Consider the following 20,984-nt stretch of genomic DNA (forward strand, 5'->3'; position numbering starts at 1 on the left):
ACCGGGCAAGGGGTCGGGCCGCCAGTCGGTATCCGTTTCGCCGTTACGGCGGGGCATGCGTGCGGGTCAGAGGCCGTCCCCCTGGAGGCCCTGAACGCCGTACGGTGGTTGGCGCCGGGTTGGCTTGCCGTACAGGAAGGAAGCCCTTGAAAGAGGCCCTTAAATAATCGGCCCGCCCCCGGAAACGGGAACGGGCCGAACGGAGAGGGAAATCAATCCACCACGGTGATGCGATCAGTCGTCGGGGCAGCGATTGGGTTGTTCTTGCCCAGGTGATCCACGAAGGCGTCGATGTCGAGCGGCCCGCTCCACAGCTCCGTCCCGTCGCGGAACCCCAGGAACGCGTCACCCCCGCCGACCAGGAAGTTGTTCGCCGCCACCCGGATCGACTGCGTGTCCGTCACCGGCGTCCCGTCGATCTTCATGTCCGACACCTTCGACCCCCACGCCGCGCTCCGGCTGTAGGTGTAGGTGAAGTTCGCCGAGGGCTGCAGGATCTTGGTGAAGGCCTGGTTGTTGGGCCCGCCCGTGAACTGCTGCTCCAGCACCGTCTTGAGCTGCGCCCCCGTGAGCGTGACAACCTGCGTGAGGTTGTTGAACGGCTGCACGGTGAACGCCTCCCCGTACGTGACGACCCCGTCGCCTTCGCCGGCCTCCGAGGTCGCGTACGTCAGCGGGGCGCGCACCCCGCCCGGGTTCATCAGTGCGATCTGCGCGTTTCCGCCGGTCTTGGTGGCGGCGAGCTGCGAGTCCGCGATGAGGTTGCCGAGCGGGGATTCACCGGACGGCGCAGGCGTGTTCGTGATTTCGGCGGTGATCTTGCCGACGGCCTTGTCGGCGACGTCCTTGACGCGGTCTTTCCACACATCCACGAAGTCGGAAATATCTTTATCTGCGGCGACTGTCCGAGTGACCACCTGGTTGTCCGCCACGACCGAGGCCCGGTCGATGTCCCCCGTCTTGGTGTCCACCTTCAGGTCGACCTGCGTGATGACCCGCCCGAACGATCCGCCCTGCGAGTACAGCCGCTCCTTGCCCGCCGGGTCCTTCACCCGGCACATGTAGGCCTGGTGCGAGTGCCCGCTCAGAATGACGTCGATCTCGGGGTCCACCTGCGTGGCGATCCGGTTGCCCGCCCCCGGGATCGCGCTGCACGCGTCCGGCGACTGCCCGGCCGTGACCTGGTCGCCCTCGTGCATGAGCACGACCTGCGCCTTCACCCCGAGGAGCTTGAGCAGCTTGGACGCCACGTTCGCGGCCTTGACCTCGTCCACGAACTTGAGATCCTTGATCCCGTCACTCGAGACGATGTCGGGCGTGGTCTGCGTGACGAGTCCGATGAACCCGATCGGCACCCCGTTCATCCACTTGACGCTCACCGGCGGCAGCGCGGGCACGCCCCAATCCGACAGCAGCTTGTTGACCTGCCCGGGCTTGCCCAGTCCGGCCAGCGCGTCGGTCTTCTCCTTGGGGTTCTTGAACAGGACGTTGGCCCCGACGTAGTCGTAGCTCGCGCCCTTCCACTGCCCGGCGGGCGAGCACCCGTCCACCGGGTGGCAGCCGCCCTTCATGATCCGCCGCAGTTCGGCGTAGCCCTCGTCGAACTCGTGGTTCCCCACCGCGGCCACGTCGAGACCCAGCTTGCCCAGGAACTCGACCGACGGCTCGTCGTGGTAGGCCGCCGAGAGCAGCGGCGACGCGCCGATGAGGTCGCCCTGGGCCACGGCGATGGTGTTCTTGTCGGACATGGCCTTCATGTGCGTGGCGACGTAGGCCGCGCCACCGGCGTCGACGGTGTTGCCGTGCTCGTCCACCATGCGACCGGACGACCCGGTCGCGGGCTCGAGGTTACCGTGGAAATCATTGAGCGCGAGCAGCCGTACGGGCACCGTACGTGGGGCTTTGCCCGCTTCCGCCGGGAGACCGGCCAGAAGCACCGCCCCGGAGGCGACTGCTCCGGCCAGAGCAAGCCGGAGGAAGGAACGAGACATCATGGCCCAAGACATTACGGCGGCAACCTATGCAGCCAATGTCCCAAAGGTAACGATTTGCCGGGCTGTCACATGGCGTTATTTGCCAGTCATACGCCTAGAGTTCGTTCTGTGAGCCTGCTTGTGAAGATCAGGGAACGACTCGATGACCACGAAATCGCCGACGTGCTCGGCCTTGTCGAAGCGGCGACGGAGGCCGACGGCGTCCGCCCGCTCAATGAACACGTGATGCTCCACCTCAGATACGGCGGCGACCCCCGGGCGCGTTCGCTGCTCCTCTACGACGACGCGACCCTGGCGGGCTACGCCCACATCGACTCCACGGACGAGGTTGAGGGCCCGAGCGCCGAACTGGTCATCCATCCCGCGCATCGCCGCAAGGGCAACGGCCGACGGCTGCTGCGGGACGTACTCGACCTCGCGGACGGCAGGCTGCGACTGTGGGCGCACGGTGACCAAGCGGGCGCGGGCGCGCTGGCGACTGCGTTCGGCTTCGAACGCGTCCGCTCCCTCTGGCAGATGCGCCGCTCCCTGTTCGCCCCGCTCGACCCCTTCGACCTGCCCGAAGGTGTGACTTTGCGCACGTTCGTCCCCAGTCAGGACGAGGACGCCTGGCTCAAGGTCAACGCCGCCGCCTTCGCCCACCACCCAGAACAGGGCACCTGGACACTGGACGACCTGCGGCAACGCGAACAGGAGCCCTGGTTCGACCCCGAGGGGTTCTTCCTGGCCTTCCGCGGCGACCGCCTGGCCGGCTTCCACTGGACGAAGATCCACGGCTCCTCCGAGCACGGCCACGAACCCCTCGGCGAGGTGTACGTGGTCGGCGTCGACCCCTCCCAGCAGGGCACCGGCCTCGGCAAGGCCCTCACCCTGGCCGGCCTCAACCACCTGCGCTCGCGCGGCCCCGCCCAGGCGATGCTGTACGTGGACGAGGCCAACACGGCTGCGATCAGGCTGTATGAGTCCCTCGGCTTCAGCCGCTGGGACGTGGACGTGATGTACGCGGTCTGAGTGCTACTCCACGATGGCGTGGAGGGCGAAGTACGACAGAGCGGCCACCAGGGCGGCGGCCGGAATGGTGAGGATCCAGGCGGTCACGATGTTCCCGGCCACTCCCCACCGAACGGCGCTGAGCCGCTTGGTCGCCCCCACGCCCATGATCGCCGAGGTGATCGTGTGCGTGGTGGAGATGGGCGCCCCGAACCCGATGGCCGCACCGTACAGCACGGTCGCCGCCGCCGACTCCGCGGCGAACCCCTGGGGCGGGTCGAGCGCGATGATGCGCCGGCCCAGCGTGCGCATGATGCGCCAGCCACCGGCGTACGTACCCAGCGAGATCGCCCCGGCGGCGGCCAGGATGACCCACTGCGGGATGGGATCGCCCTTGCCGGCGTAACCGCCGACGGTGAGCGCCAGGAAGATCACGCCCATCGTCTTCTGCGCGTCCTGGAGCCCGTGCCCGAGCGCCATGGCCGCGGCCGACACGGTCTGCGCGTAGCGGAAGCCCCGGTTCGTCTTGGCGGGCTGGCTGTTGCGGAAGATCCAGTATATTGCGATCATGATCAACGCGGCCAGCGTGAACCCGATCAACGGAGACAGCACCATCGGAATGACGACCTTCTCGATGACGCCGTCCCAGTGCACAAGGCTGGCCGAAGCCAGGGCGGAGCCCACCAGACCGCCGATCAGCGCGTGACTGGAGGAGGAGGGCAGCCCGAAGTACCAGGTGATCAGGTTCCAGGTGATCGCGCCGATCAGCGCCGCGGCCACGATGACCAGGCCATGTGAGCCGTCAGGTGCGTCGATGATGCCGCTGCCGACCGTCTGCGCCACACCGGTGCCCAGGTGAGCGCCGATGAAGTTCATCGCCGCGGCCATGAACAGAGCGGCCCTCGGGGTGAGAGCCCTGGTCGATACGGAGGTCGCGATGGCGTTCGCCGCGTCGTGGAACCCGTTGGTGTAGTCGAAGACCAGTGCGATGACGACCACGCCGATGACGAGGGCGAGCGTGAGGTCCACTGGGCTCAGCTTTCCTTGACCGCGATCGACTCGACGGTGTTGGCCACGCTCTCGAAGGCGTCGGCCGCCTCTTCGAGGGCGTCGACGACCTCCTTCATCTTCATGACGGTGAGCGCGTCGTACTCGCCGCTGAACAGCTTGGCCAGCAGCCTCCTGTAGACCTGGTCGCCCTGGTTCTCCAGGCGGTTGACCTCGATCCAGTACTCGTTCAGGTTCTTCATCGACCGCAGCCGCGGCATGGCCTCGGCCGTCAACTCGGCGGCCCGCTCCAGCACCTCGACCTGGCGGACGACGTCCTTGGGCAGATGATCGATCTGGTAAAGCACGATGAGGTCGGAGGCCGCCTCCATCGCGTCCATCACGTCGTCGAGGTTCGAGGCGAGCCGGTAAATGTCCTCGCGATCGAACGGCGTGATGAAGCTCTCGTTGAGCCGGTTCATGATCGCATGGGTGCGTTCGTCACCGGCGTGCTCGCAGGCGCGCATCTTCTCGGCCAGGGCCTCCCTGTCCGATCCCTCGCTGATGATCTCTACCAGCAGGCGGGATGCAGTGACCAGATTGTTCGCGGAGTCGGCGAACAGGTCGTAGTAGCTGTCCTCACGTGGCGTGAGACGCAGGCGCACGTCGTTCTCCAGATGTGCGGGGATGGTCCGTGGAAAGGGTACGGGTTACCAGGCGAAATGCGAACTTCATGTTCTCTTCTCCTTCTGGCTACCCTACGTATGTTGTAAGACACCGCAGCACAGAGTACTTTGGTCCCATTTTCGACCGATACCCGAGGGTCCCAACTGCCCCGTCCGCGGGCAAAAAACTGGCCGGGCCCGACCTCGGCACCCGGCCACCACACGTCCAGCTCAGACCTTGGTCCGATGGAAGTTCCTGAACGACCGGGACGGAGTGGGCCCCCGCTGCCCCTGGTACCGCGACCCGTACTTGGCCGACCCATAAGGATGCTCAGCCGGCGAACTGAGCCGGAACACGCACAACTGCCCGATCTTCATCCCCGGCCACAACTTGATCGGCAACGTCGCCACGTTCGACAACTCCAACGTCACATGCCCGCTGAACCCCGGATCGATGAACCCCGCCGTCGAATGCGTCAACAACCCGAGCCGCCCCAGCGAACTCTTCCCCTCCAACCGAGAAGCGAGATCATCCGGCAAGGTGACCGTCTCATAGGTGGAGGCCAGCACGAACTCCCCCGGATGCAGGACGAACGGCTCATCCCCATCCGGCTCCACCATCCGCGTCAGATCCGGCTGCTCCACAGACGGATCGATGTGCGGATACCGATGGTTCTCAAACACTCGAAAGTACCGATCCAGCCGCACGTCGATACTGGAAGGCTGGATCATCTCCGGATGGAACGGATCGAGCCCAAGCCGCCCGGCGTCGATCTCAGCAAGGATGTCTCGGTCAGATAGCAGCACGCAGAGCAACTTACCGCCCGCCAGGAATCTCCGGGGCCCCGGGATTGCTGTTGTGCCCCAAGTTTCCGCTACAGTAGGGGGACGCGACTGCGAGTCGTACGCGGGTGTAGTTCAATGGCAGAACATCAGCTTCCCAAGCTGACAGCGCGGGTTCGATTCCCGTCACCCGCTCCAGTGTTCGTGTAACAGCGTTCAGTCCCACCGCTCAGCGGTGATCACTGAGGGTTTGCGTCTTAAGAAGTTCGGTCTCGACGACGCCATCAAGCGCCCGGTGGAGTTTTGCGTCGGTGGTCAGCAGCGGAATCTCTTGATCGAGAGCAAGCTGTGCGAAGACAGCGTCATACATGCGCAACGTCAACCGCACCGCCAGGGCGGCGGCCCGCTCCAACCGGTCGGCGTCCACGGGATAAATCCGGACACCGAGCTCGTCAATGATCCGAACGGCCGCAATGAACTCATCTGCGGACAGCCGACCCTTCTTGCGCAGCACTCCGGCAACCTCAATCCGCGCGAAGTCCGCCGTCTCCAGTCTTACCGGCCGTGCAGGAAGTCGTCCCGGATCTGGCGGGCGTGCTCGTGGCCAGGTTGATCGACGCACCGTAGGAACACACCAGTGTCCACGACGTACGCGTCAGCCACGCGCGCCTTCCCGGAGACGGTCCAGTTCCTCGTCGACGCCCGTCACACCGCGCATCCGCTCCTGAACCCGCTCCATAATGGCCAGCGCTCGCTCACGCCGACCAGCGGTCTCGAGGTTCTCGCGGACAAGTGCGAGAGCCGGCTGGACACGGTCATCCGGAAGCCGATCGACCAGAGCATGCAACTCTTCACGCATCGCGCTCATGCTCGGAGTCTACGCCTCGCCAGGCTCGTCTCCCCGGCCATTTGTGCAGAGTTCCCAAGCTGACAGCGCGGGTTCGATTCCCGTCACCCGCTCCAACCGGTTCTCGTGGCCTCATTGCATGGCCTTCCACTCGGAGCGCTTCGCGCATTGATGTTCCAGACTGTGTCTCCCAGGGGGCTCCGCCCCCTTCGACCCCCCGACAAGCCCGCTCGCTTCGCTCGCCGTCGGCCCGCCCGTTGCCTGGTTACTCGGTGGGCCGGCTAATGCCCGCCCCGGGCGGGCTTCGTTGATCGTTCGAAATGGTCCTTCTCCGAGTGCCCCAGTGCAGAGGAAGGAGCCTGAGCCGGTCAAAGCGCCGGCCTCGACATCGCAGCTTGCTCCATGTCGTAGGTGGCCGACGTGACCGCGGTCTTTGGCAGCCGTTCGGCCTTCTCCTTCACATACTCGGCCTCGTCGATGTTCGACGACGCCAAGGAGATCAACCCAGCAGGTCTGTCGCTCAACATCCTTTACCAGAGCTACCCCGGTCACCGGCTGGCCAGATCGCGCGATCGACTCGACAACACGTCCGCCCAGCGCCTTGAACTCCACGTCTACGGCGAGATGATCCGATTCAACTTTGCTCATCATGGCCGGAGCCACCGTGGTTGACCTTGATGGCAGCCCGCACAGCATGAGTGCCCGTTCGACCATCGCCGCCAGCCCCAAGCTCGTGGCTGACCTCGTGGAACTCACCGCCGAGACCCACAAGCCCGTGGTGTTCGGCCGGATGTCTGGTCGAACACGGGCCGCCCGCCGTACACAGCGCTCGCCGTACCAAGCCTCACCCGCCGACCAGAGACGCGCCGTCGCCGGCCCCGCCACTGCGTCCACGCAGAGGACAGCTCGGGTACAGCCCCCTAGGCTCCCTTGATCTTGTGACAAGATCGCGGGATGCTGCGACTCACCGATTTCATCATCGACTGCCCGGACACGATGAAGCTGGCGGCCTTCTACTCCGAGGTGACGGGCCGCCCGATCAAGGAAGGCAGCCACGAGAACTGGGCCGGCATCAAGTTCGGCGAGGTCGAGCTGGCCTTCATCCGGGTGGACGACTACCGCGCTCCGCAGTGGCCCGACAGCGAGCACCCCAAGCAGTTCCACCTCGACTTCGAAGTGGACGAGATCGAGTCCGAGCAGCGCCGCGTCCTCGACCTCGGCGCGACGCTGCAGCAGGACTTCGTCGGCCCCGACGGCTACGGCTGGCGGGTCTACACCGACCCGATCGGCCACCCCTTCTGCCTGTGCCGCAACAAGGGTTTCATCTGGACCGACCAGGCCTGATCTGGCCCAAGCGCGACTAGACCTATGGGTCAGTCACCACACCCATACAGGTCGTGATCGCGCTGTGGCTGATCACTGCGGCAGGCTCTCACGTTTCCGCAGTTCAGACGTTCCCGCAGGGGCTTCAACGGCGCGTCGCTTTGCCGTTGCTTTAAGTCCCCGATGTATGTCCACGCCGGGGAGCCAACATCATTGTTCCGCGCCGGGCATGCGCCACTAAAGGAGGCGGGCCAGGGCTTGCCACGTAAGACAAAATGTCTTACGTTGGCTTCATGGCTGAGACCATCACCATTCGCAGCGACTCGGAGACCGAGCACGCACTGGATGTCCTCACTCATGACGGCAGCTCACGCTCGGCGGCTATCCGCCAAGCAGTGCTGGAAGCCGCCCTCCGGAAGGAGCGCGCTGCCGCTATGCGTCGCGCTGTCCTGCGTATGCCGCTCGGCGAACCGGACGGCATCGACATCGCCGCGGAGATCGCCCATAGTCGCGAGGACGAACGCTGATGATCTATCTCGACTCGACCGCCGTCGTGAAACTCGTCCACGCCGAGGCCGAGTCGCAGGCATTGCGCGACTGGCTCGATGAACGGGCCGAAACCGGGTGGACGAGTTCGGTTCTGCTGGAGATCGAGTCATCACGGGCCCTAACGCGCTACGCCCCAGAAGCCGTCGCTCGACTTCATCTGGTCCTCGACCTGATCGAGTTGGTGGAACTAGACGCCGGCATTCGCATCCTGGCCCAGACTGTGAGACCGGTTACCGTACGGAGCCTGGACGCTATCCACCTGGCAACTGCTCTCCGCATTCGCTCCCAGCTCACTTCATTCGTCACGTACGACAAACGACTGGCCGATGCTGCCCAGACAGCCGGACTGACCATCGACATGCCGACCTGAGGCATCTCTCCACCACTGGGATCTCTTGACAGGGCTCCTGGCCGCGGATGCCTGAGACGTCGCGCAAGCAAAGCGGCACCGACAAGACTGGCCGTCTCAAGAAACAAGCGCGAAAGCTAGCTGCACGCGGTCTTTCGGAAGGCGATCGACCACTGCATGCAGTTCTTCACGTATCGCGCTCATGCTCGCCGTACCCGCCTCGACCGTCATGGCTCCCGGGGCATATCAGTCAGGGTCGGGTGCACGCCGCGCGCAGCAAACCAGGTTGGGCAGGCTGATCGCCGTGCCCGCTGCGTGCCCGTTCGCAGAGCGATCAACAGTGACTCAGGGGGACTCACGATCACTGGACCAACTGATGCCCAGGATAGCGTTTCCCCTGTTCAGAGACCATGAGCTTGAAAGAGTTCCCAAGCTGACAGCGCGGGTTCGATTCCCGTCACCCGCTCTCAGTATGAAGGTCCGGATTAGAGGCCTTTCCGCTCTGTCTCCTGGCTTCTCAGCCTGGTCCGGCGTCCCTTGCGGCAGAATGTCGGGATGCTTTTGGGATGGGATGCTCTGCACGCGCACGACTGGTCACGCTTGTCGCATGCCTACGGGCCAGCTACGGATTCACCGGGTCATCTCCAGCGCCTATCGGACGATGACGACACCGCGTGGGTCGAGACGGTTGAGCACCTCTACGGAGCGGTCACCCACCAAAGCTCCGTCTACCCCGCCACAGCCCCCGCAGCCCTCGTGGTCGCCGGCCTACTCGCAAATCCGCAGTTCGATCAGTCGATCTCGGTCAACGGGTGGCCGCCGGAGCCCGTGCGCGCGTATCTTCTCAGCTTTCTCGCCGTGGTAGCTGAGGGTACCGAGCCTGACAGGACGGAGAGTGAGCTTTGGGAGGCATACTGCACTCCTCGCAAGAGCGATTCTTCCAGTGCGCGAAATGAGGAACCGGATACTGAGGGCTATGAGGCCATCATTCAGTGTCGAGCTGTCTCACCCGCCCTGGTGGATCCTGTCATCCGGTGCTTTAAGGACAACGATCTCCACACTCGGGTGGCCGCCACGACCACGGCAGCGCTGCTATGCCAGGTGCCAACGGTCGCGAGCCGACGGACTGAGATCATCACCCTGATCGAGAGCCGCGCACGCAATGCCGACACCTCCTACGAGAAGGCCAAGACGCTCGTCGAGCTCGACCAGATCGGTGCCGTAAACAGAGACTTTCTCTTCGACCAAGACCCGCGCATCCGGCTCCTGGCGGCCTCCGCATCCAACCTCGCGGACGACCCGGACGGGACACGAGTCATCCTCGACGCGATTGCCGATCCGGACCAGTTCGCCGATTGGTATCCCGATCCGCATCTGCTGCTACTGGGCACCGACTACCACTCGCCAAGCCACCTGGTCAGTGAGGCTGTACGGCGCGTGCCAGACTTTGCCGAACTACTGCCGACAGCGCTGGCGGTGGCAGCCAGGGCGGGCCATTCCACTGGATATCCAGACTGGGGCTTCCTATTGGAAGCAGCCTTCCCACCACCTCAGCGATTCTCCGCGAACAGCCCTCTGAACGAAGCCCAACGCGCTTACCTTCAAGCCCTTCTCGACAACAACGAGATCTGGCGCCCCGGGCCTTTGGAGACGTTCTGGACCCCGGACAAGCTGTTCACCCTAGTAAGACTTCCCTACGACCGTCAGCTCCTGGCAGCCATCGTCTACTCCTCAGATAACTGAGGCGGTGTCAGCCGCAGACTTGATCGTCGTGCCAGATCCGTGCCAGAACAGGCGAGGAACCGCGGTCACTCACGGACACTCAAGGCCAACCGACCGCTCCAACCTGCACCCCTATCTTCGCAGCTCATTACGGCAAGATCAGTAGCCGGTTCCCAAGCTGACGCTCCTTGCCCGCACAGCGGTACCGTCCAGCTCCCAACGATCACGAGCCACTCGTCCGGTGAAGCGCTCCCACTTTGACCCTCTTCCCTGGTTGCCCATCCGCTGACGGAGAGAGCGTCTACAAGATCGGGAGCACTCCACCAGCCGAGCGAAACGTCGGTGAGGACTGACAGCGCCCGCGACGATCAAAGCCCGCCGCGCCCTGGCTAGGCCGTGTATCGAAGTCCGCGGGACCTGCTCGTGGTCAGTCCATCTTCTGGTAGCCGGTCGCGCCGTCGAGCAGTTCCCGGATGATGTCCAGGTGCCCGACGTGGCGGGCGGTCTCCTCGATCATGTGGCAGAGGATGTACCGCAGCGACGCCGCCTTTTCCTCAGGATGCCCGCGTTCGACGGTGTCCAGGGGGAGGTCGGCGATCGCCGCGTTGGAGCGCGCGCACTCGGCGTCGTACTCGTCGAGCAATCGAGCCAGGGGCACATCGTCGACGAACATCTCCGCGTCGGGATGCTCGCCCTCGGTCCACGGAGTCTGGCCGGTGTCGGGCACACCGAGCAGGCCGATGTGGAACCACGAGTACTCGACCCAGCGCAGATGCGCGACCACCCCGGCCACCGTCATCAACGGGGACGTGGGCAGGAGCACGCGGTGGGCGTCCTCTTCGCTGAGCCCCTCGCACTTCATCCGGACGAAGGAACGCTGCAGGTCGAGCCATCCGGTCAGTTGTGCCCGCTCGCCGGCGGTCAGCGGCGGACGTTGGATTTCGGTCATCGAAAGCTCCAGTGAGTGAAGTGGAGCCGCCCGGTCTCAGCCGCGGGTACGGCGGACGGGCGGCACGACGGTCGAACTCGACATCGCGCTCACCTCCTCTCCGTCGCCGGGGGTGCCGATCCCTCCGGCAGTCGCACCGTACAGGTCGAAGCCCCGATGGGAAACCAGTTTTCCACGCACTCTGGCACCCGGTCGGCCCTCCTCCCGGCGAAGCCGGCAAGCGGACCACCGTCCACGGCCCCCAAGCCGCCTGGAAAGCCGGCTACCGGAGCCACTTCCGGGCTGACTGCGGGCTCGTGCCGTACCCGCAGTCAGCCCGTTCGTAGAGCGATCAGCGGGGAGCCACGGGGACTCACGGTCACTCGACCGGCATACGCCCAGGTGGCCTCGAGTCCCGAGGGGCTGACCGGCGCGTACTCAAATGACATCGGACTCCACGTTCAACATGCTTGTCCAGGCAAGCAGGCCATTAGCGCATGCTGCCTGGGTAACCCCTTCTTCCAGCAGATGAGCTTCCCCTGAAGAGCGACGACGCGGGGCGACCCCATCAACCGTGCCGCCGTGTCCTCATCGGGCTTGACCTTTCAGCAAGGCATCCCAGACCTTGGCGGCCTCCGCGAGCGACCACCGATAGGTCTCGTGGACCGTCTGACCGTCCTTACCGAAGGACGTCCGGCGAATGTACGACTGCCCTGCCGCCCGGCATAGCTCGTACACGATCGTCCGGCAGTGGCACGTCCAGGCCACCACGCGGGCGCGTTCTTCTACCTGGAACGGCTCCCGCCAGACCAACTGCATATGACCCTCCTGCGCCTCTCCGGCGTGCGGACTCATGCAGTCCGCGATGATCTCCACTACGACGCCCGCCTTCTTCCGACACCTGAGCACTCGAAGCAATCCACCCGCACAAGGTCGACCGCCGTCCCGTCGAAACGGCACAACACGTCAGCACGGCTCCTGCGCGCCCAGCGCCACCCCTGCGCCCGGCAGGCCCGGCACCTCCCACTTGCCGGTAGATCGCTCCCAGTCATTGGACAAGCGTCTTCACCTGCGGTAACGCAGCACAGCTCGTATACCGTGTCTTCGTAGTCACAGGTGTAGGCGGTCACCCGAACCAGGCCCTCCGCCTTGTAGGGCTCTTGCCAGACCAGGCGCATGTGATCCGGTTGCGGCGGAGCGACATGGAAGCTGAAGCAGTCGGTGTCCATCGTCACGACAGCGCACCCGCCTCTCCGGTCCCGTTGCACCGCCAGCAGTCGTCCCAGTGCCTGTCGTCCGAGACGGCGCCACCGGGGTTCTCAGCCGCCACAACAGCCCGGCGAAGGCTGACGTATTTCCAGCCCCGCCCCGAGCAAGAGTCACATCGCGCAGTCATGCAACGAGGATTGCCCAAGGAACTGTCACGTCTCGATCGCCCGCGAGTACCGTCTGTGACCAATTCGTCTCCGTTCGTCTCCTCCTTGTCTCGTCCAAGCCCGTCTCTGTCGCTAACCTGAGCCTGTATGGGACCCCAGCCCGAGGCGCGGATCATGACTGAACAGCCGATCCTGTTGAAGACCCTTCTGACGCAACGCCACTGGCAGACCTACAGCACGTTCTGTAAGGAGTACGACAAAGCCGCCAAGAAGGCGGACCCGTCGTTGCAGGGTGGTTGGCCGAGCCGCGCGCAGCTCCATCGATGGCTGACAGGCGAACTCAAGGGCTTGCCCTACTCCGGCCACTGCCGCGTCTTGGAAGCGATGTTCCCCGGCAAGTCGGCACGTGAGCTGTTCTCCACGAGCGCCGTCGAGGTCCCCCCGCCGAGGGCATCGCCAGAGCCAGCCCAAAGCGCCGCCGGGCCCGAGGTTGCAGCCTGCGCGATGCCGCAGATGGCCGACGTAACCGCCGTCTTCAGCAGCCGATCCGCCTTCTCATCCGCGTATCCCGCATCGACGATGTTCGACGGCGCGAACGAGATCAACGCGGCGGGCCTGTCGCTCAACATCATCTGCCAGAGCTACCCCGACCATCAACTCAGGCGCCTGCTGGACTCCGGCACCCGTATCCGCTGCCTCTTCCTCGACCCCAAGGGCCAGGCGATCCGCGCCCGCGAAGCAGAAGAGCGCTACACCGACGGCACTCTGACGACCCTCACAGCACTCAACATCACCATGCTGACCAGGCTGCGCGATCGACTCGAAACCGCCTCGGCCCAGCGGCTGGAACTCCACGTCTACGACGAGACGATCCGCTTCAACCTGCTGATCGTTGACCGAGCGCTCTGCGTGGTCCAGCCGTACCTACCGCAATCCCGCGGAGTCGACTCGCCAACCTTCGTGATCAAAGACAACACCGCCGCGGAGGGGCTGTTTCCCGTCTTCGGCCAGGTGTTCAGGGATATGTGGGAGCGGAGCAAACCTGCATGACCATCGACGCCCGAACTCTTCTCCCCATCGCCGAACGCGCCGTATCGATCGCCAGCGAGATCATCCGAACCAAGGCCCCAGGCGTCGTCACCGCCAAGGGCGACCGCGACATGGCAACCGAGGTGGATTACGCCGTCGAGCACGCCGTACGGGAGTTCCTGTCTCGCGAGACACCAGAAATCGGATTCCTCGGCGAAGAGGAGGGTGTCAGCCGAACCGGCGACGGCCTGATGTGGGCACTGGACCCAGTGGACGGAACCGCCAACTTCCTCCATGACATCCCGTTGTGCGGAGTCTCCTTGGGCTTGGTCGACAAGGACATGCCCACTCTCGGCGTCATCGACTTGCCGTTCCTCGACCTCCGCTACTCGGCCGCCGAAGGGGCCGGCGCCCGAGCCAATGGATCTGATATCCAAGTGAGTGACGCCCGGGATCTGGAGGCTGCCATCGTCGCCATTGGCGACTACGCAGTGGGCAAGAACGCCCAGGAACAAAACAAACCACGACTCGCTCTGACCCAAGAGCTAGCCGCGCGCGTCCAGCGCATACGGATGTTCGGCTCAGCCGCGATCGATCTCGCGTGGGTGGCACACGGCAAGATCGACGCCAACATCATGCTCAGCAACAACCCATGGGACACCGCCGCAGGCGTCGTCATCGCCCGCGAAGCCGGGGCCACAGTGGTCGATCTCGACGGCAGCCCACACAGCATGACCGCCCTCGCGACTATCGCCGCAAGCCCCAAGCTCGTAGCCGATCTCGTGGAGCTCATCGCCGAAGCTCGCGAGGCCACAAGACAAAGCCAGCACACTGCCGAATAGCTCTTGTTGGTATCAAGGCGGCGGCTGCGCCGCCGCAGCCCGCGCGGTCCTCCCGCGCGAGCTGCGGCCTGGGGGCCGGTCTCGCGCGGGAACCACGCCGGCTTCAACACAGAATTGACCTACTCGCAGTACTCGTCCCCACGCCGGAGTCGGGTCTCTGTCCACGTCTGATTCACGCACTTGCCTTCCGCCTCAACCCAGTGGCCGGCCTCGCACGAGTCGTAGATGCCAAAGACCTCAGGCAGCGTGGCCAGCGCAGCCTCCTCGCGGTACTCCGGACGAGCCTGCGGACCCGGATCACGCGAATGCCTCTCGCCCTGTACCCATTCAAATAAGCGGCACGGGCCGTCCTGGCCCTGCCAGTTGCCGTTCATCAGGCCGCCACACCATGGGCAGCGAAGTGGCGGAACCGGCCGGTATCCGTCGAACATTCCCATGGACAACAGTCTCCGATAATCGGCCTCCGCCGGGGGCACTCCGGCTGCGGGATGATCAGGCAGGCGAGGTGTGCGCAGTGTGCAACTCGAAGGTGAAGCGGTCGCGTAGGCCCCATGCCGCGTCTTGCGCCTGAACTTCGTCAAGAAGTCGGCGGATCTTGTCGAAGAGATCGGCACCCAGGTTGGCCCTACTTTCCTTCCAATGAGTCCGCACCAACTCCACTGGTCGCTCCACATCGGTACTCAACCTGTCCCGGAGCGCGGCGAGGTTGTTGTCGTAGTACGGGCCAAAGTCCAAAAGCCCCGTCAGTAACTGGTGAAGATCGGCCTCCGAAGACACCCGCCGACCATCCACGACAACGCACATCGCGCCACCTCCTACATGTATTTCCGGAGTTCAACTTGATCGTCGTGCCATTAGCGTGCCATCGGGTTCGATTCCCGTCACCCGCTCCCGACCAAAGCCCAGGCTGGAAGGTTTGCGAGACCTGGGCTTCAATCTCGTAGAGCGGCTTCTACCCAACCACGCCACGATCTTCATCGCGCGCGGCCCACTTCGTCTTGACCTTTGAGTCCTAGCCATCGCAACATCAGATTGCCCGCATCTCGCATGGTTGCCGCCCTGCATAAATCGGACTATGCAAAGCTTGGCATATATACTACGTTGCATGAGTGAAGAGCTGTACGACATCGAGCTGGAGCCAGAGGTGGAGGCTTGGCTGGACACTCTGTCCGACCGGGATCACGCCGCTGTCGAGGCCGCCGTCGGACGGCTCGCTGAATTCGGCGACAGGATGCCGTACGGTCATGCTCGCGACTTGGGTGACGGGTTGTGGGAGTTGCGTTTCGATATCGCACACCACTCGGTGCGCCTCACATACTGGCTGGCCGAGGGTCGCCAGGCGGTGTTGCTGACCGTCTTCTACAAGACGCGAGACAGGCAGCCGCGCGATGTGGAGCGCGCCCGCAAGGTGATGGTCGAGTGCATGGCCGGCGGCTTGGAGCACGGCATCGCGCATCGGATCTACGAGGGAAGGAGCTGAAGGATGGCTGGACATAGCAAGTGGAAGACGATCAAGGCCAAGAGACTTGCCGGCGAGGAGGTGAGTCCCGAGTACGCCGCGATGGTGGAGGAGGCACGGCTGGGGCAGGAACTCGGCGCGGCCGTCTACCGCCGCCGGATCGAGCTTGGCCTGTCGCAGACGGAGCTGGCCGAGCGGGCGGGCATGACGCAGCCGCAGGTCTCCCGCTTGGAGGGTGGAGCGCACATGCCGACGATTCCGCTGATGGTGCGGTTGGCGGCGGCGTTGGAGATCGATGTGGTGATGCACGGTGACGCCTCCGCACCGGTGGAGTTTCGGACCATCACCGCCGCGTGAGGAATTGAGATGCCGTCCGCCATCGGCCGGGACAAGCCGATCGAAGGCGTCATAGTCTCTGCGCACTCCCAACATCGACAGAGAGATGGCGACGTACCAAGCGGACTCACCGATGTCGAGCCCGCGGGCCCACGTGCGGCACTCGACGAACCCATGAATGTCGACTCCCGTGCCGAGAGCTTCTTACCCGCGCAGCGGTGCCGTCCAACTCCCAACGATCACGAGCCACTCTCCGGTGAGGCGCTCCCGCTTTGCCCCTCTTCCCTGGTTGCCCATCGGCTGACGGAGGAGAATTCCACAAGATCGGGAACAGTCCATGCGGCCTGGGGTCGTTCTCGCAGCGCGGCCGTGCTCGGGCCGGGCGACCAATCGGATTGCTCGCGCCGATCCAGCGATGCGATCATGAGCCGATGACCACCACAACTTGGGACGAGGCGTTCGCGCATCGATACAAGGAATGGTCGGCTCACATGGTCGCCGACATCGCCTTCTACGTCGGCCTCGCCCGCGAGGCGGACGGCCCCGTGGTCGAACTCGCCGTTGGGAACGGACGCGTCGCGATCCCCATCGCCAAGGCGACCGGCCGACGAGTAATCGGAATCGACGCCTCACCGACCATGCTCGAACAAGCCCGCACCCGCGCGGCCGAAGAGGGTATCGAACTGGATCTCAGAGAGACCGACATCCGCGACCTCACGCTGGAGGAGTCGGCGGCGCTGATCTACTGCCCGTTCCGGTCGCTCCAGCACCTACCGACCTGGGCCGACCGCCGTCGCACCTTTGAGCACGTCGCAGCCTCCCTCCGCCCCGGAGGACGCTTCGCCTGGAACGCTATCGCCTTCGACCACCACATCGCCGCACGTCTCGACGGCGAACGCAAACTGGCCCCCGTACCGAACACCACCTTCACCCGCTCCAAGCAAAAAGGTCAGCCCAGGATCACAAGTCCAAGCCCGAGCCTCTTGCTGCAATCAACTCAGTCCAGATCCTGTCCGGGCGCGAGAATACGATCAGCCAACTCCGCTGTGCCAACGTTGCCATCAAGTTCAACGCTGATGGGAGTGGCTCCACCATCAGTATGGATCAACCAAGCAAGTACCGCCTCAGTCACCGGCGTGCCGTCGTACCCCTCGTTCCAGTGAGCACGCCACCCACCCCCTGGGATGACGCTCACAACGCGCTCTCCCCGTTCCAAGTGGGAGAAGTCCGGCCAGTCGGTGACGGGGCACAGTGCACCCCTTTGGGGATCAACGACAAGCGCCACCCCTGTAGCCGAATCCCATGCCTCCACCGGTCGCATGCGTCCGGTCTCAGTTTCCGTCCCGGCAAAGATCGCAGTCCAGCCCATCGCACTGAAGTACCGCATAGATCAATTTTCGCACTACTGCTCCCTCAGCGACCAATAAAAACGTCGGTGCGGATTTCTGACCAGTGGGTCGGACAACCCGTGCCCGTTCGGTTGGCGACCACGGGGAAGTCTCGGAGACTCACGGTCACTCGACCCAACACACAGTCAGGTCAGCATTTCCACTGCCCGGGGGCCATGATCTTGAAAGAGTTCCCAAGCTGACAGCGCGGGTTCGATTCCGGTCACCCGCTCTCGCAGGAAGGCCTAGGTAGGGGGTTGCGTCTGGGCTGACATGGTCGAAACTCTGGACTGCTTGGCCACAGATAGGCGCGCCCTCTCAGGCGACTTTCCAGGTTCGGTCGCCGAGCGTAGCTACGAGATCCAAGTGGCCCCCGAGCGCGGCGATGTACTCTCGTACGACATCGATGCCGGATACCTCGCCATGTTCAATCTTGGAGATGCGAGCTTGGCTGACTCCCAAGGTGTCGGCGAGTTCAGCCTGGGTGACGCCGGTACCGGCCGCCCTGTACCCGGCAAACCAGAGGACGGCGTGCCTGGCGGACGTGGTCCCGGCCGCCTCGCGCGGGCTCGGTTTCGCCGTCCTGCAGCTGCTGACCACGGGCGGTGGCGCTTTCGGCTCCCTGGTCGTCGGCGTCGCCTCGGACCGGTTCGGGTCATTGCTCGCCGGGATGTACATCCTGGTGCCCCCGATGATCGTCGGCGGGCTTCTTACGCTCAGGGCCCGGACGTCGTTCGAACGGGACGCGCGCGAGGTCATGAGGGAGGCCGCCGGAGGCTGAGCCGCCTGGCACGCGATCTCGATGGGGTGTAGCTCGTCCTCGATGAGTGCCTGACCTGGGGTACCGGTCATTGTGCAGTCCGGCGCCCCGGGGTCTGCCCGGACATCAGGATCCACTGCTGCCCTCGACCGAAATGAGCAGAATGACTAGTAAAGTCCACTCAAGTGGTCAAGTGCGGCGTTTGCGAGTATGCGCAAGTTCTGTAGGGTTATCGGCACGTGGCTGCCCGTCGGGCACCCGCACGGTGTGCAGGGAAGTCTGGTCGGCGTGACGACGATGTCCCCGACGAAACGACAGACGTAATCATGGATTTCCGCGCCCCGGCAGGCCTGTGGGGCGATACCGCGTGAACCAGCCCATCCTCACCACCCTCCTGCTCGCCGCAGCCCTGGCCCTTGCCCTGGCCGCCGAGCGCTATCAGTGGCGCCCCTCACTGCGCACGACCCTGGCCGTCGCCATCGGCCTGCGCCTGATCATCGTGGCCATCGCCGCCGAGGGACAGTGGCAACCCGTCGACTTCGTGCTCAGCTTCAAACCGGCCGGTGAGGCGATCCTTCAACACCAGGACCCGGTCCTGGCGACCGACGGCGCGTGGCGCTTCCTGCCGATGATCCCCTACGCCTATGCCGCTCTGCTGGCCGCCCACATCCCTTGGGAGATCGCCGGCCGTCTGGTCACCGTGCTCGCCGATGTCGTCCTGGTCGTCCTGGTCGGCAAGCTGGCCGGCCCCGGGCAGGAGGCACTGCGGCGCTTCCAGTACGCCTGCGCCCCGCTGGCGGTCATGGTCGCCGCCATCCACGGTCAGGTGGAACCGGTCTCGCTGGTCTTCCTGGTGGCCGCCTACCTGGCCGCGCGTTCCGATCGAGGACTGGCCGCGGGCGTGTTGTTCGGCCTGGCGCTGTCGGCCAAGAGCTGGCCCATCGTCCTGGTCCCGGTGCTGCTGCTCATGCTCACCACCTGGCGCCAGCGCGTCATCGCCACACTCGCCTGCGGCGCGGTCCCGCTACTGTTCCTCCTCACCCTCCCCCTGGGCGCAGGCACGCCCATCTCACGACTGCCCGAAGTGATCACGATGCTCCGCTGGGTACGCCCCATCGTCGGAGAATGGGGCTGGACCGCCTGGCTCACCGGCGGGAACTGGGCACTCGAACCCACCTACGCCACGGTCGGGCAGTGGCTCATCTATCTTGTCCTGGCAGCAGTGCTGTGGCTGTGGCGACGCGCCGACCCGGTCGATCTCACCTCAGCGATGCTGCTGGCCTTCATGGTCGTCACCCCTCGCCTGGGCGCACAGTACCTGCTGTGGTTCGTGCCATTCCTGATCGCCCGCCCCACTCGCACCAGCCATCTCGCACTGGCCGCATGCTCCCTGTGGGCCGGACTCGGCTACATCTACCTCACCCAAGACCACGCCACCTGGGCGAGCCTCCACCCATGGTGGGCGATGAGCTCGATCCTCATCCTCCCGCTCCTGGCCATGGCCATACCCTGGCAGCGAAGAACAACCTCCTCCGACGACACGCCATCGCAATCGTCCGCCACTCAATTGGCGCAGGCCCGATAACCGGCCGCCGCGACGGCGCCCTTCCCATTCGCGATCAGGATGCCGGCTGCCGATCCACGGTGACCGGCGGTGAGGCCGGTCGTCGCCCACTGCGAGATCGCAACGAGGACCGGCAGGACGAAGAAGCAGAGCCAGGCGCGCCGCCTGATCCAGCATGGAACGCCGACTGGGCTGGTATGGCAGCTCACATTCCGGTGGGCTGTGTTGTCGGACTAGTGAGATCACAGCGGCCGTTGCCAGGGGAGCTGGTTGCGGTCAGATGCTTGAACGGAGGATGCGATGGCTTCGAACGATTCCGAGGTTAGGGCGCTCTTGGAGAGCCGAGTCGATGCTTGCCAGGAAAAGGACATTGATCGACTCATGTCACACTATTCTTCCGACATCGTTTATTACGATGTTGTTCCTCCTCTCCAATTCGCAGGAGCCGATGAAGTCCGCGACAACTTTGTGCGGTGGTTTGATGAATACGACGGCCCCATCGGCCTGGAAACGCACGATCTCACCATTGCGACGAGTACAGACGTCGCGTTCGCGCACATGCTTCACCTGGACAGCGGAACACGCAAGAACGGACTCCAGAGCGCAATATGGGTACGATCAACCGTTTGTTGCCGACGGTTGCATGACAAGTGGTTGATCACGCACGAACATATCTCAGTGCCGATCAACCCTCAGAACCTTCAGGCCTGGCTTCCGCCAGGGGCGTGAGCCTCGTTCATCTGGGAAAAAGCCCTTCATGCCGGGGAGAACAAGGATGTCCGACGTCCTGCGTCCAACCCAGATTTGAAGAGCAGCCTTCCGATGGGCGATCCCATCGGCCGGGGCGTTTCCGACGATGGCGAGAACACCGGTGACCCTCCGATGACGGGGATCCGGTTCGGCGACCCTGGCCCACGCCGAGGCGCGGTGGTATGAGACATAGGCCGCCGCGCCGGCGACCGCCAGCAGGGCAGCCACCGCGAAGCCCAGGATGACTCGGTCTCCAAGTGTGCCGACGTTGGACGGGCTCGCGGTGGCACTCCCAGGAGAACCAGATCCGGAACATGCCCGGAATGACCGGACTGCGCCCAGT

25 protein-coding genes and 1 tRNA gene are annotated in these 20,984 nt (G+C 64.6%); 15 read left to right on the forward strand and 11 right to left on the reverse strand.

Annotation, left to right across the window (positions count from 1 at the left end; translation table 11 throughout):
• Positions 1–212: 212 nt before the first annotated feature.
• The gene (locus ACFOY2_RS36020) at positions 213–1,994 is read right to left on the reverse strand and encodes a bifunctional metallophosphatase/5'-nucleotidase (RefSeq protein WP_379532588.1); all 1,782 of its coding nucleotides are present in this window, start codon (positions 1,992–1,994) and stop codon (positions 213–215) included.
• Between the two features lie 108 nt (positions 1,995–2,102).
• On the opposite strand from ACFOY2_RS36020, the gene mshD reads away from it, so the two are divergent.
• A complete protein-coding gene (gene mshD / locus ACFOY2_RS36025) occupies positions 2,103–3,005 on the forward strand; it encodes a mycothiol synthase (RefSeq protein ID WP_379532589.1) in 903 nt (300 codons plus the stop codon).
• Between the two features lie 3 nt (positions 3,006–3,008).
• On the opposite strand, the gene ACFOY2_RS36030 is transcribed toward mshD, so the two are convergent.
• The 3 genes from ACFOY2_RS36030 to dcd all read right to left on the reverse strand — a co-directional run bounded on the left by ACFOY2_RS36030 (position 3,009) and on the right by dcd (position 5,443).
• Positions 3,009–4,013 carry an inorganic phosphate transporter gene (locus ACFOY2_RS36030; RefSeq protein ID WP_379532590.1) on the reverse strand — a complete coding sequence of 335 codons (1,005 nt, stop codon included), beginning with the start codon at positions 4,011–4,013 and terminating at the stop codon, positions 3,009–3,011.
• Positions 4,014–4,018: 5 nt separating this feature from the next.
• Complete coding sequence (locus ACFOY2_RS36035; protein ID WP_379532591.1) at positions 4,019–4,636, reverse strand: DUF47 domain-containing protein; 618 nt, start codon at positions 4,634–4,636, stop codon at positions 4,019–4,021.
• 231 nt (positions 4,637–4,867) lie between these two features.
• Positions 4,868–5,443: a dCTP deaminase gene (dcd, locus tag ACFOY2_RS36040; RefSeq protein WP_357825399.1), complete on the reverse strand. Its 576-nt coding sequence runs from the start codon at positions 5,441–5,443 to the stop codon at positions 4,868–4,870.
• Positions 5,444–5,543: 100 nt separating this feature from the next.
• Between dcd and ACFOY2_RS36045 the strand changes: the two genes are divergently transcribed.
• A tRNA-Gly gene (locus ACFOY2_RS36045) sits at positions 5,544–5,617 on the forward strand.
• Positions 5,618–5,648: 31 nt separating this feature from the next.
• Here the strand turns inward: ACFOY2_RS36045 and ACFOY2_RS36050 are convergent.
• Positions 5,649–6,041, reverse strand: a complete 393-nt coding sequence (locus tag ACFOY2_RS36050; RefSeq protein WP_379532592.1) for a type II toxin-antitoxin system VapC family toxin — start codon at positions 6,039–6,041, stop codon at positions 5,649–5,651.
• A gap of 33 nt (positions 6,042–6,074) precedes the next feature.
• Positions 6,075–6,287 (reverse strand): hypothetical protein, encoded by a 213-nt coding sequence (locus ACFOY2_RS36055; RefSeq protein ID WP_379532593.1) that lies wholly within the window; start codon positions 6,285–6,287, stop codon positions 6,075–6,077.
• 390 nt (positions 6,288–6,677) lie between these two features.
• Between ACFOY2_RS36055 and ACFOY2_RS36060 the strand changes: the two genes are divergently transcribed.
• The 5 genes from ACFOY2_RS36060 (at position 6,678) to ACFOY2_RS36080 (ending at position 10,230) form a co-directional block, all read left to right on the forward strand.
• On the forward strand, positions 6,678–6,938 hold the full coding sequence (locus ACFOY2_RS36060) for a hypothetical protein (protein WP_379532594.1): 261 nt from the start codon (positions 6,678–6,680) through the stop codon (positions 6,936–6,938).
• A gap of 282 nt (positions 6,939–7,220) precedes the next feature.
• The gene (locus tag ACFOY2_RS36065; RefSeq protein WP_379532595.1) at positions 7,221–7,610 is read left to right on the forward strand and encodes a VOC family protein; all 390 of its coding nucleotides are present in this window, start codon (positions 7,221–7,223) and stop codon (positions 7,608–7,610) included.
• A 272-nt stretch (positions 7,611–7,882) separates the two neighbouring features.
• Positions 7,883–8,116: a hypothetical protein gene (locus ACFOY2_RS36070; protein ID WP_379532596.1), complete on the forward strand. Its 234-nt coding sequence runs from the start codon at positions 7,883–7,885 to the stop codon at positions 8,114–8,116.
• Entirely contained in the window at positions 8,116–8,508 is a 393-nt protein-coding gene (locus tag ACFOY2_RS36075; protein WP_379532597.1) for a type II toxin-antitoxin system VapC family toxin, read from the forward strand. Before ACFOY2_RS36070 ends, ACFOY2_RS36075 begins: the two co-directional genes overlap by 1 nt.
• A 534-nt stretch (positions 8,509–9,042) precedes the next feature.
• Positions 9,043–10,230, forward strand: coding sequence for a hypothetical protein (locus tag ACFOY2_RS36080; protein WP_379532598.1), 1,188 nt, complete (start codon positions 9,043–9,045; stop codon positions 10,228–10,230).
• A gap of 406 nt (positions 10,231–10,636) precedes the next feature.
• Here the strand turns inward: ACFOY2_RS36080 and ACFOY2_RS36085 are convergent, their stop codons facing one another.
• The 3 genes from ACFOY2_RS36085 to ACFOY2_RS36095 form a co-directional block, all read right to left on the reverse strand.
• Complete coding sequence (locus tag ACFOY2_RS36085; RefSeq protein WP_379532599.1) at positions 10,637–11,158, reverse strand: DinB family protein; 522 nt, start codon at positions 11,156–11,158, stop codon at positions 10,637–10,639.
• 36 nt (positions 11,159–11,194) lie between these two features.
• Positions 11,195–11,338 (reverse strand): hypothetical protein, encoded by a 144-nt coding sequence (locus tag ACFOY2_RS36090; RefSeq protein WP_379532600.1) that lies wholly within the window; start codon positions 11,336–11,338, stop codon positions 11,195–11,197.
• 387 nt (positions 11,339–11,725) lie between these two features.
• The gene (locus ACFOY2_RS36095) at positions 11,726–12,013 is read right to left on the reverse strand and encodes a hypothetical protein (protein ID WP_379532601.1); all 288 of its coding nucleotides are present in this window, start codon (positions 12,011–12,013) and stop codon (positions 11,726–11,728) included.
• Between the two features lie 674 nt (positions 12,014–12,687).
• On the opposite strand from ACFOY2_RS36095, the gene ACFOY2_RS36100 reads away from it, so the two are divergent.
• Both ACFOY2_RS36100 and ACFOY2_RS36105 read left to right on the forward strand, forming a co-directional pair.
• Positions 12,688–13,563: a DUF5919 domain-containing protein gene (locus tag ACFOY2_RS36100; protein ID WP_379532602.1), complete on the forward strand. Its 876-nt coding sequence runs from the start codon at positions 12,688–12,690 to the stop codon at positions 13,561–13,563.
• Complete coding sequence (locus tag ACFOY2_RS36105) at positions 13,560–14,384, forward strand: inositol monophosphatase family protein (protein WP_379532603.1); 825 nt, start codon at positions 13,560–13,562, stop codon at positions 14,382–14,384. The genes ACFOY2_RS36100 and ACFOY2_RS36105 overlap by 4 nt, the downstream gene beginning before the upstream one ends.
• Positions 14,385–14,876: 492 nt before the next feature.
• On the opposite strand, the gene ACFOY2_RS36110 is transcribed toward ACFOY2_RS36105, so the two are convergent.
• Positions 14,877–15,188: a barstar family protein gene (locus tag ACFOY2_RS36110; protein WP_379532604.1), complete on the reverse strand. Its 312-nt coding sequence runs from the start codon at positions 15,186–15,188 to the stop codon at positions 14,877–14,879.
• A 301-nt stretch (positions 15,189–15,489) separates the two neighbouring features.
• On the opposite strand from ACFOY2_RS36110, the gene ACFOY2_RS36115 reads away from it, so the two are divergent.
• From ACFOY2_RS36115 to ACFOY2_RS36125, 3 genes are all read left to right on the forward strand, one after another.
• Positions 15,490–15,864, forward strand: a complete 375-nt coding sequence (locus ACFOY2_RS36115) for a type II toxin-antitoxin system RelE/ParE family toxin (protein WP_379532605.1) — start codon at positions 15,490–15,492, stop codon at positions 15,862–15,864.
• 3 nt (positions 15,865–15,867) lie between these two features.
• Positions 15,868–16,200: a helix-turn-helix domain-containing protein gene (locus ACFOY2_RS36120; protein ID WP_379532606.1), complete on the forward strand. Its 333-nt coding sequence runs from the start codon at positions 15,868–15,870 to the stop codon at positions 16,198–16,200.
• A 410-nt stretch (positions 16,201–16,610) separates the two neighbouring features.
• Positions 16,611–17,342 (forward strand): class I SAM-dependent methyltransferase, encoded by a 732-nt coding sequence (locus ACFOY2_RS36125; protein ID WP_379532607.1) that lies wholly within the window; start codon positions 16,611–16,613, stop codon positions 17,340–17,342.
• A 543-nt stretch (positions 17,343–17,885) separates the two neighbouring features.
• Here ACFOY2_RS36125 and ACFOY2_RS36130 read toward each other — a convergent pair.
• Positions 17,886–18,029: a hypothetical protein gene (locus ACFOY2_RS36130; protein ID WP_379532725.1), complete on the reverse strand. Its 144-nt coding sequence runs from the start codon at positions 18,027–18,029 to the stop codon at positions 17,886–17,888.
• Between ACFOY2_RS36130 and ACFOY2_RS36135 the strand changes: the two genes are divergently transcribed.
• The 3 genes from ACFOY2_RS36135 (at position 18,007) to ACFOY2_RS36145 (ending at position 20,620) form a co-directional block, all read left to right on the forward strand.
• Positions 18,007–18,348, forward strand: coding sequence for a hypothetical protein (locus ACFOY2_RS36135; RefSeq protein ID WP_379532729.1), 342 nt, complete (start codon positions 18,007–18,009; stop codon positions 18,346–18,348). The genes ACFOY2_RS36130 and ACFOY2_RS36135 overlap by 23 nt on opposite strands.
• A gap of 346 nt (positions 18,349–18,694) precedes the next feature.
• Positions 18,695–19,912, forward strand: a complete 1,218-nt coding sequence (locus tag ACFOY2_RS36140) for a glycosyltransferase 87 family protein (protein ID WP_379532608.1) — start codon at positions 18,695–18,697, stop codon at positions 19,910–19,912.
• A 279-nt stretch (positions 19,913–20,191) separates the two neighbouring features.
• Positions 20,192–20,620 carry a YybH family protein gene (locus ACFOY2_RS36145; protein ID WP_379532609.1) on the forward strand — a complete coding sequence of 143 codons (429 nt, stop codon included), beginning with the start codon at positions 20,192–20,194 and terminating at the stop codon, positions 20,618–20,620.
• The last annotated feature ends 364 nt before the right edge of the window (positions 20,621–20,984 follow it).

The organism is Nonomuraea purpurea, from assembly GCF_042650645.1.
Taxonomy (GTDB): Bacteria; Actinomycetota; Actinomycetes; order Streptosporangiales; family Streptosporangiaceae; genus Nonomuraea; species Nonomuraea purpurea.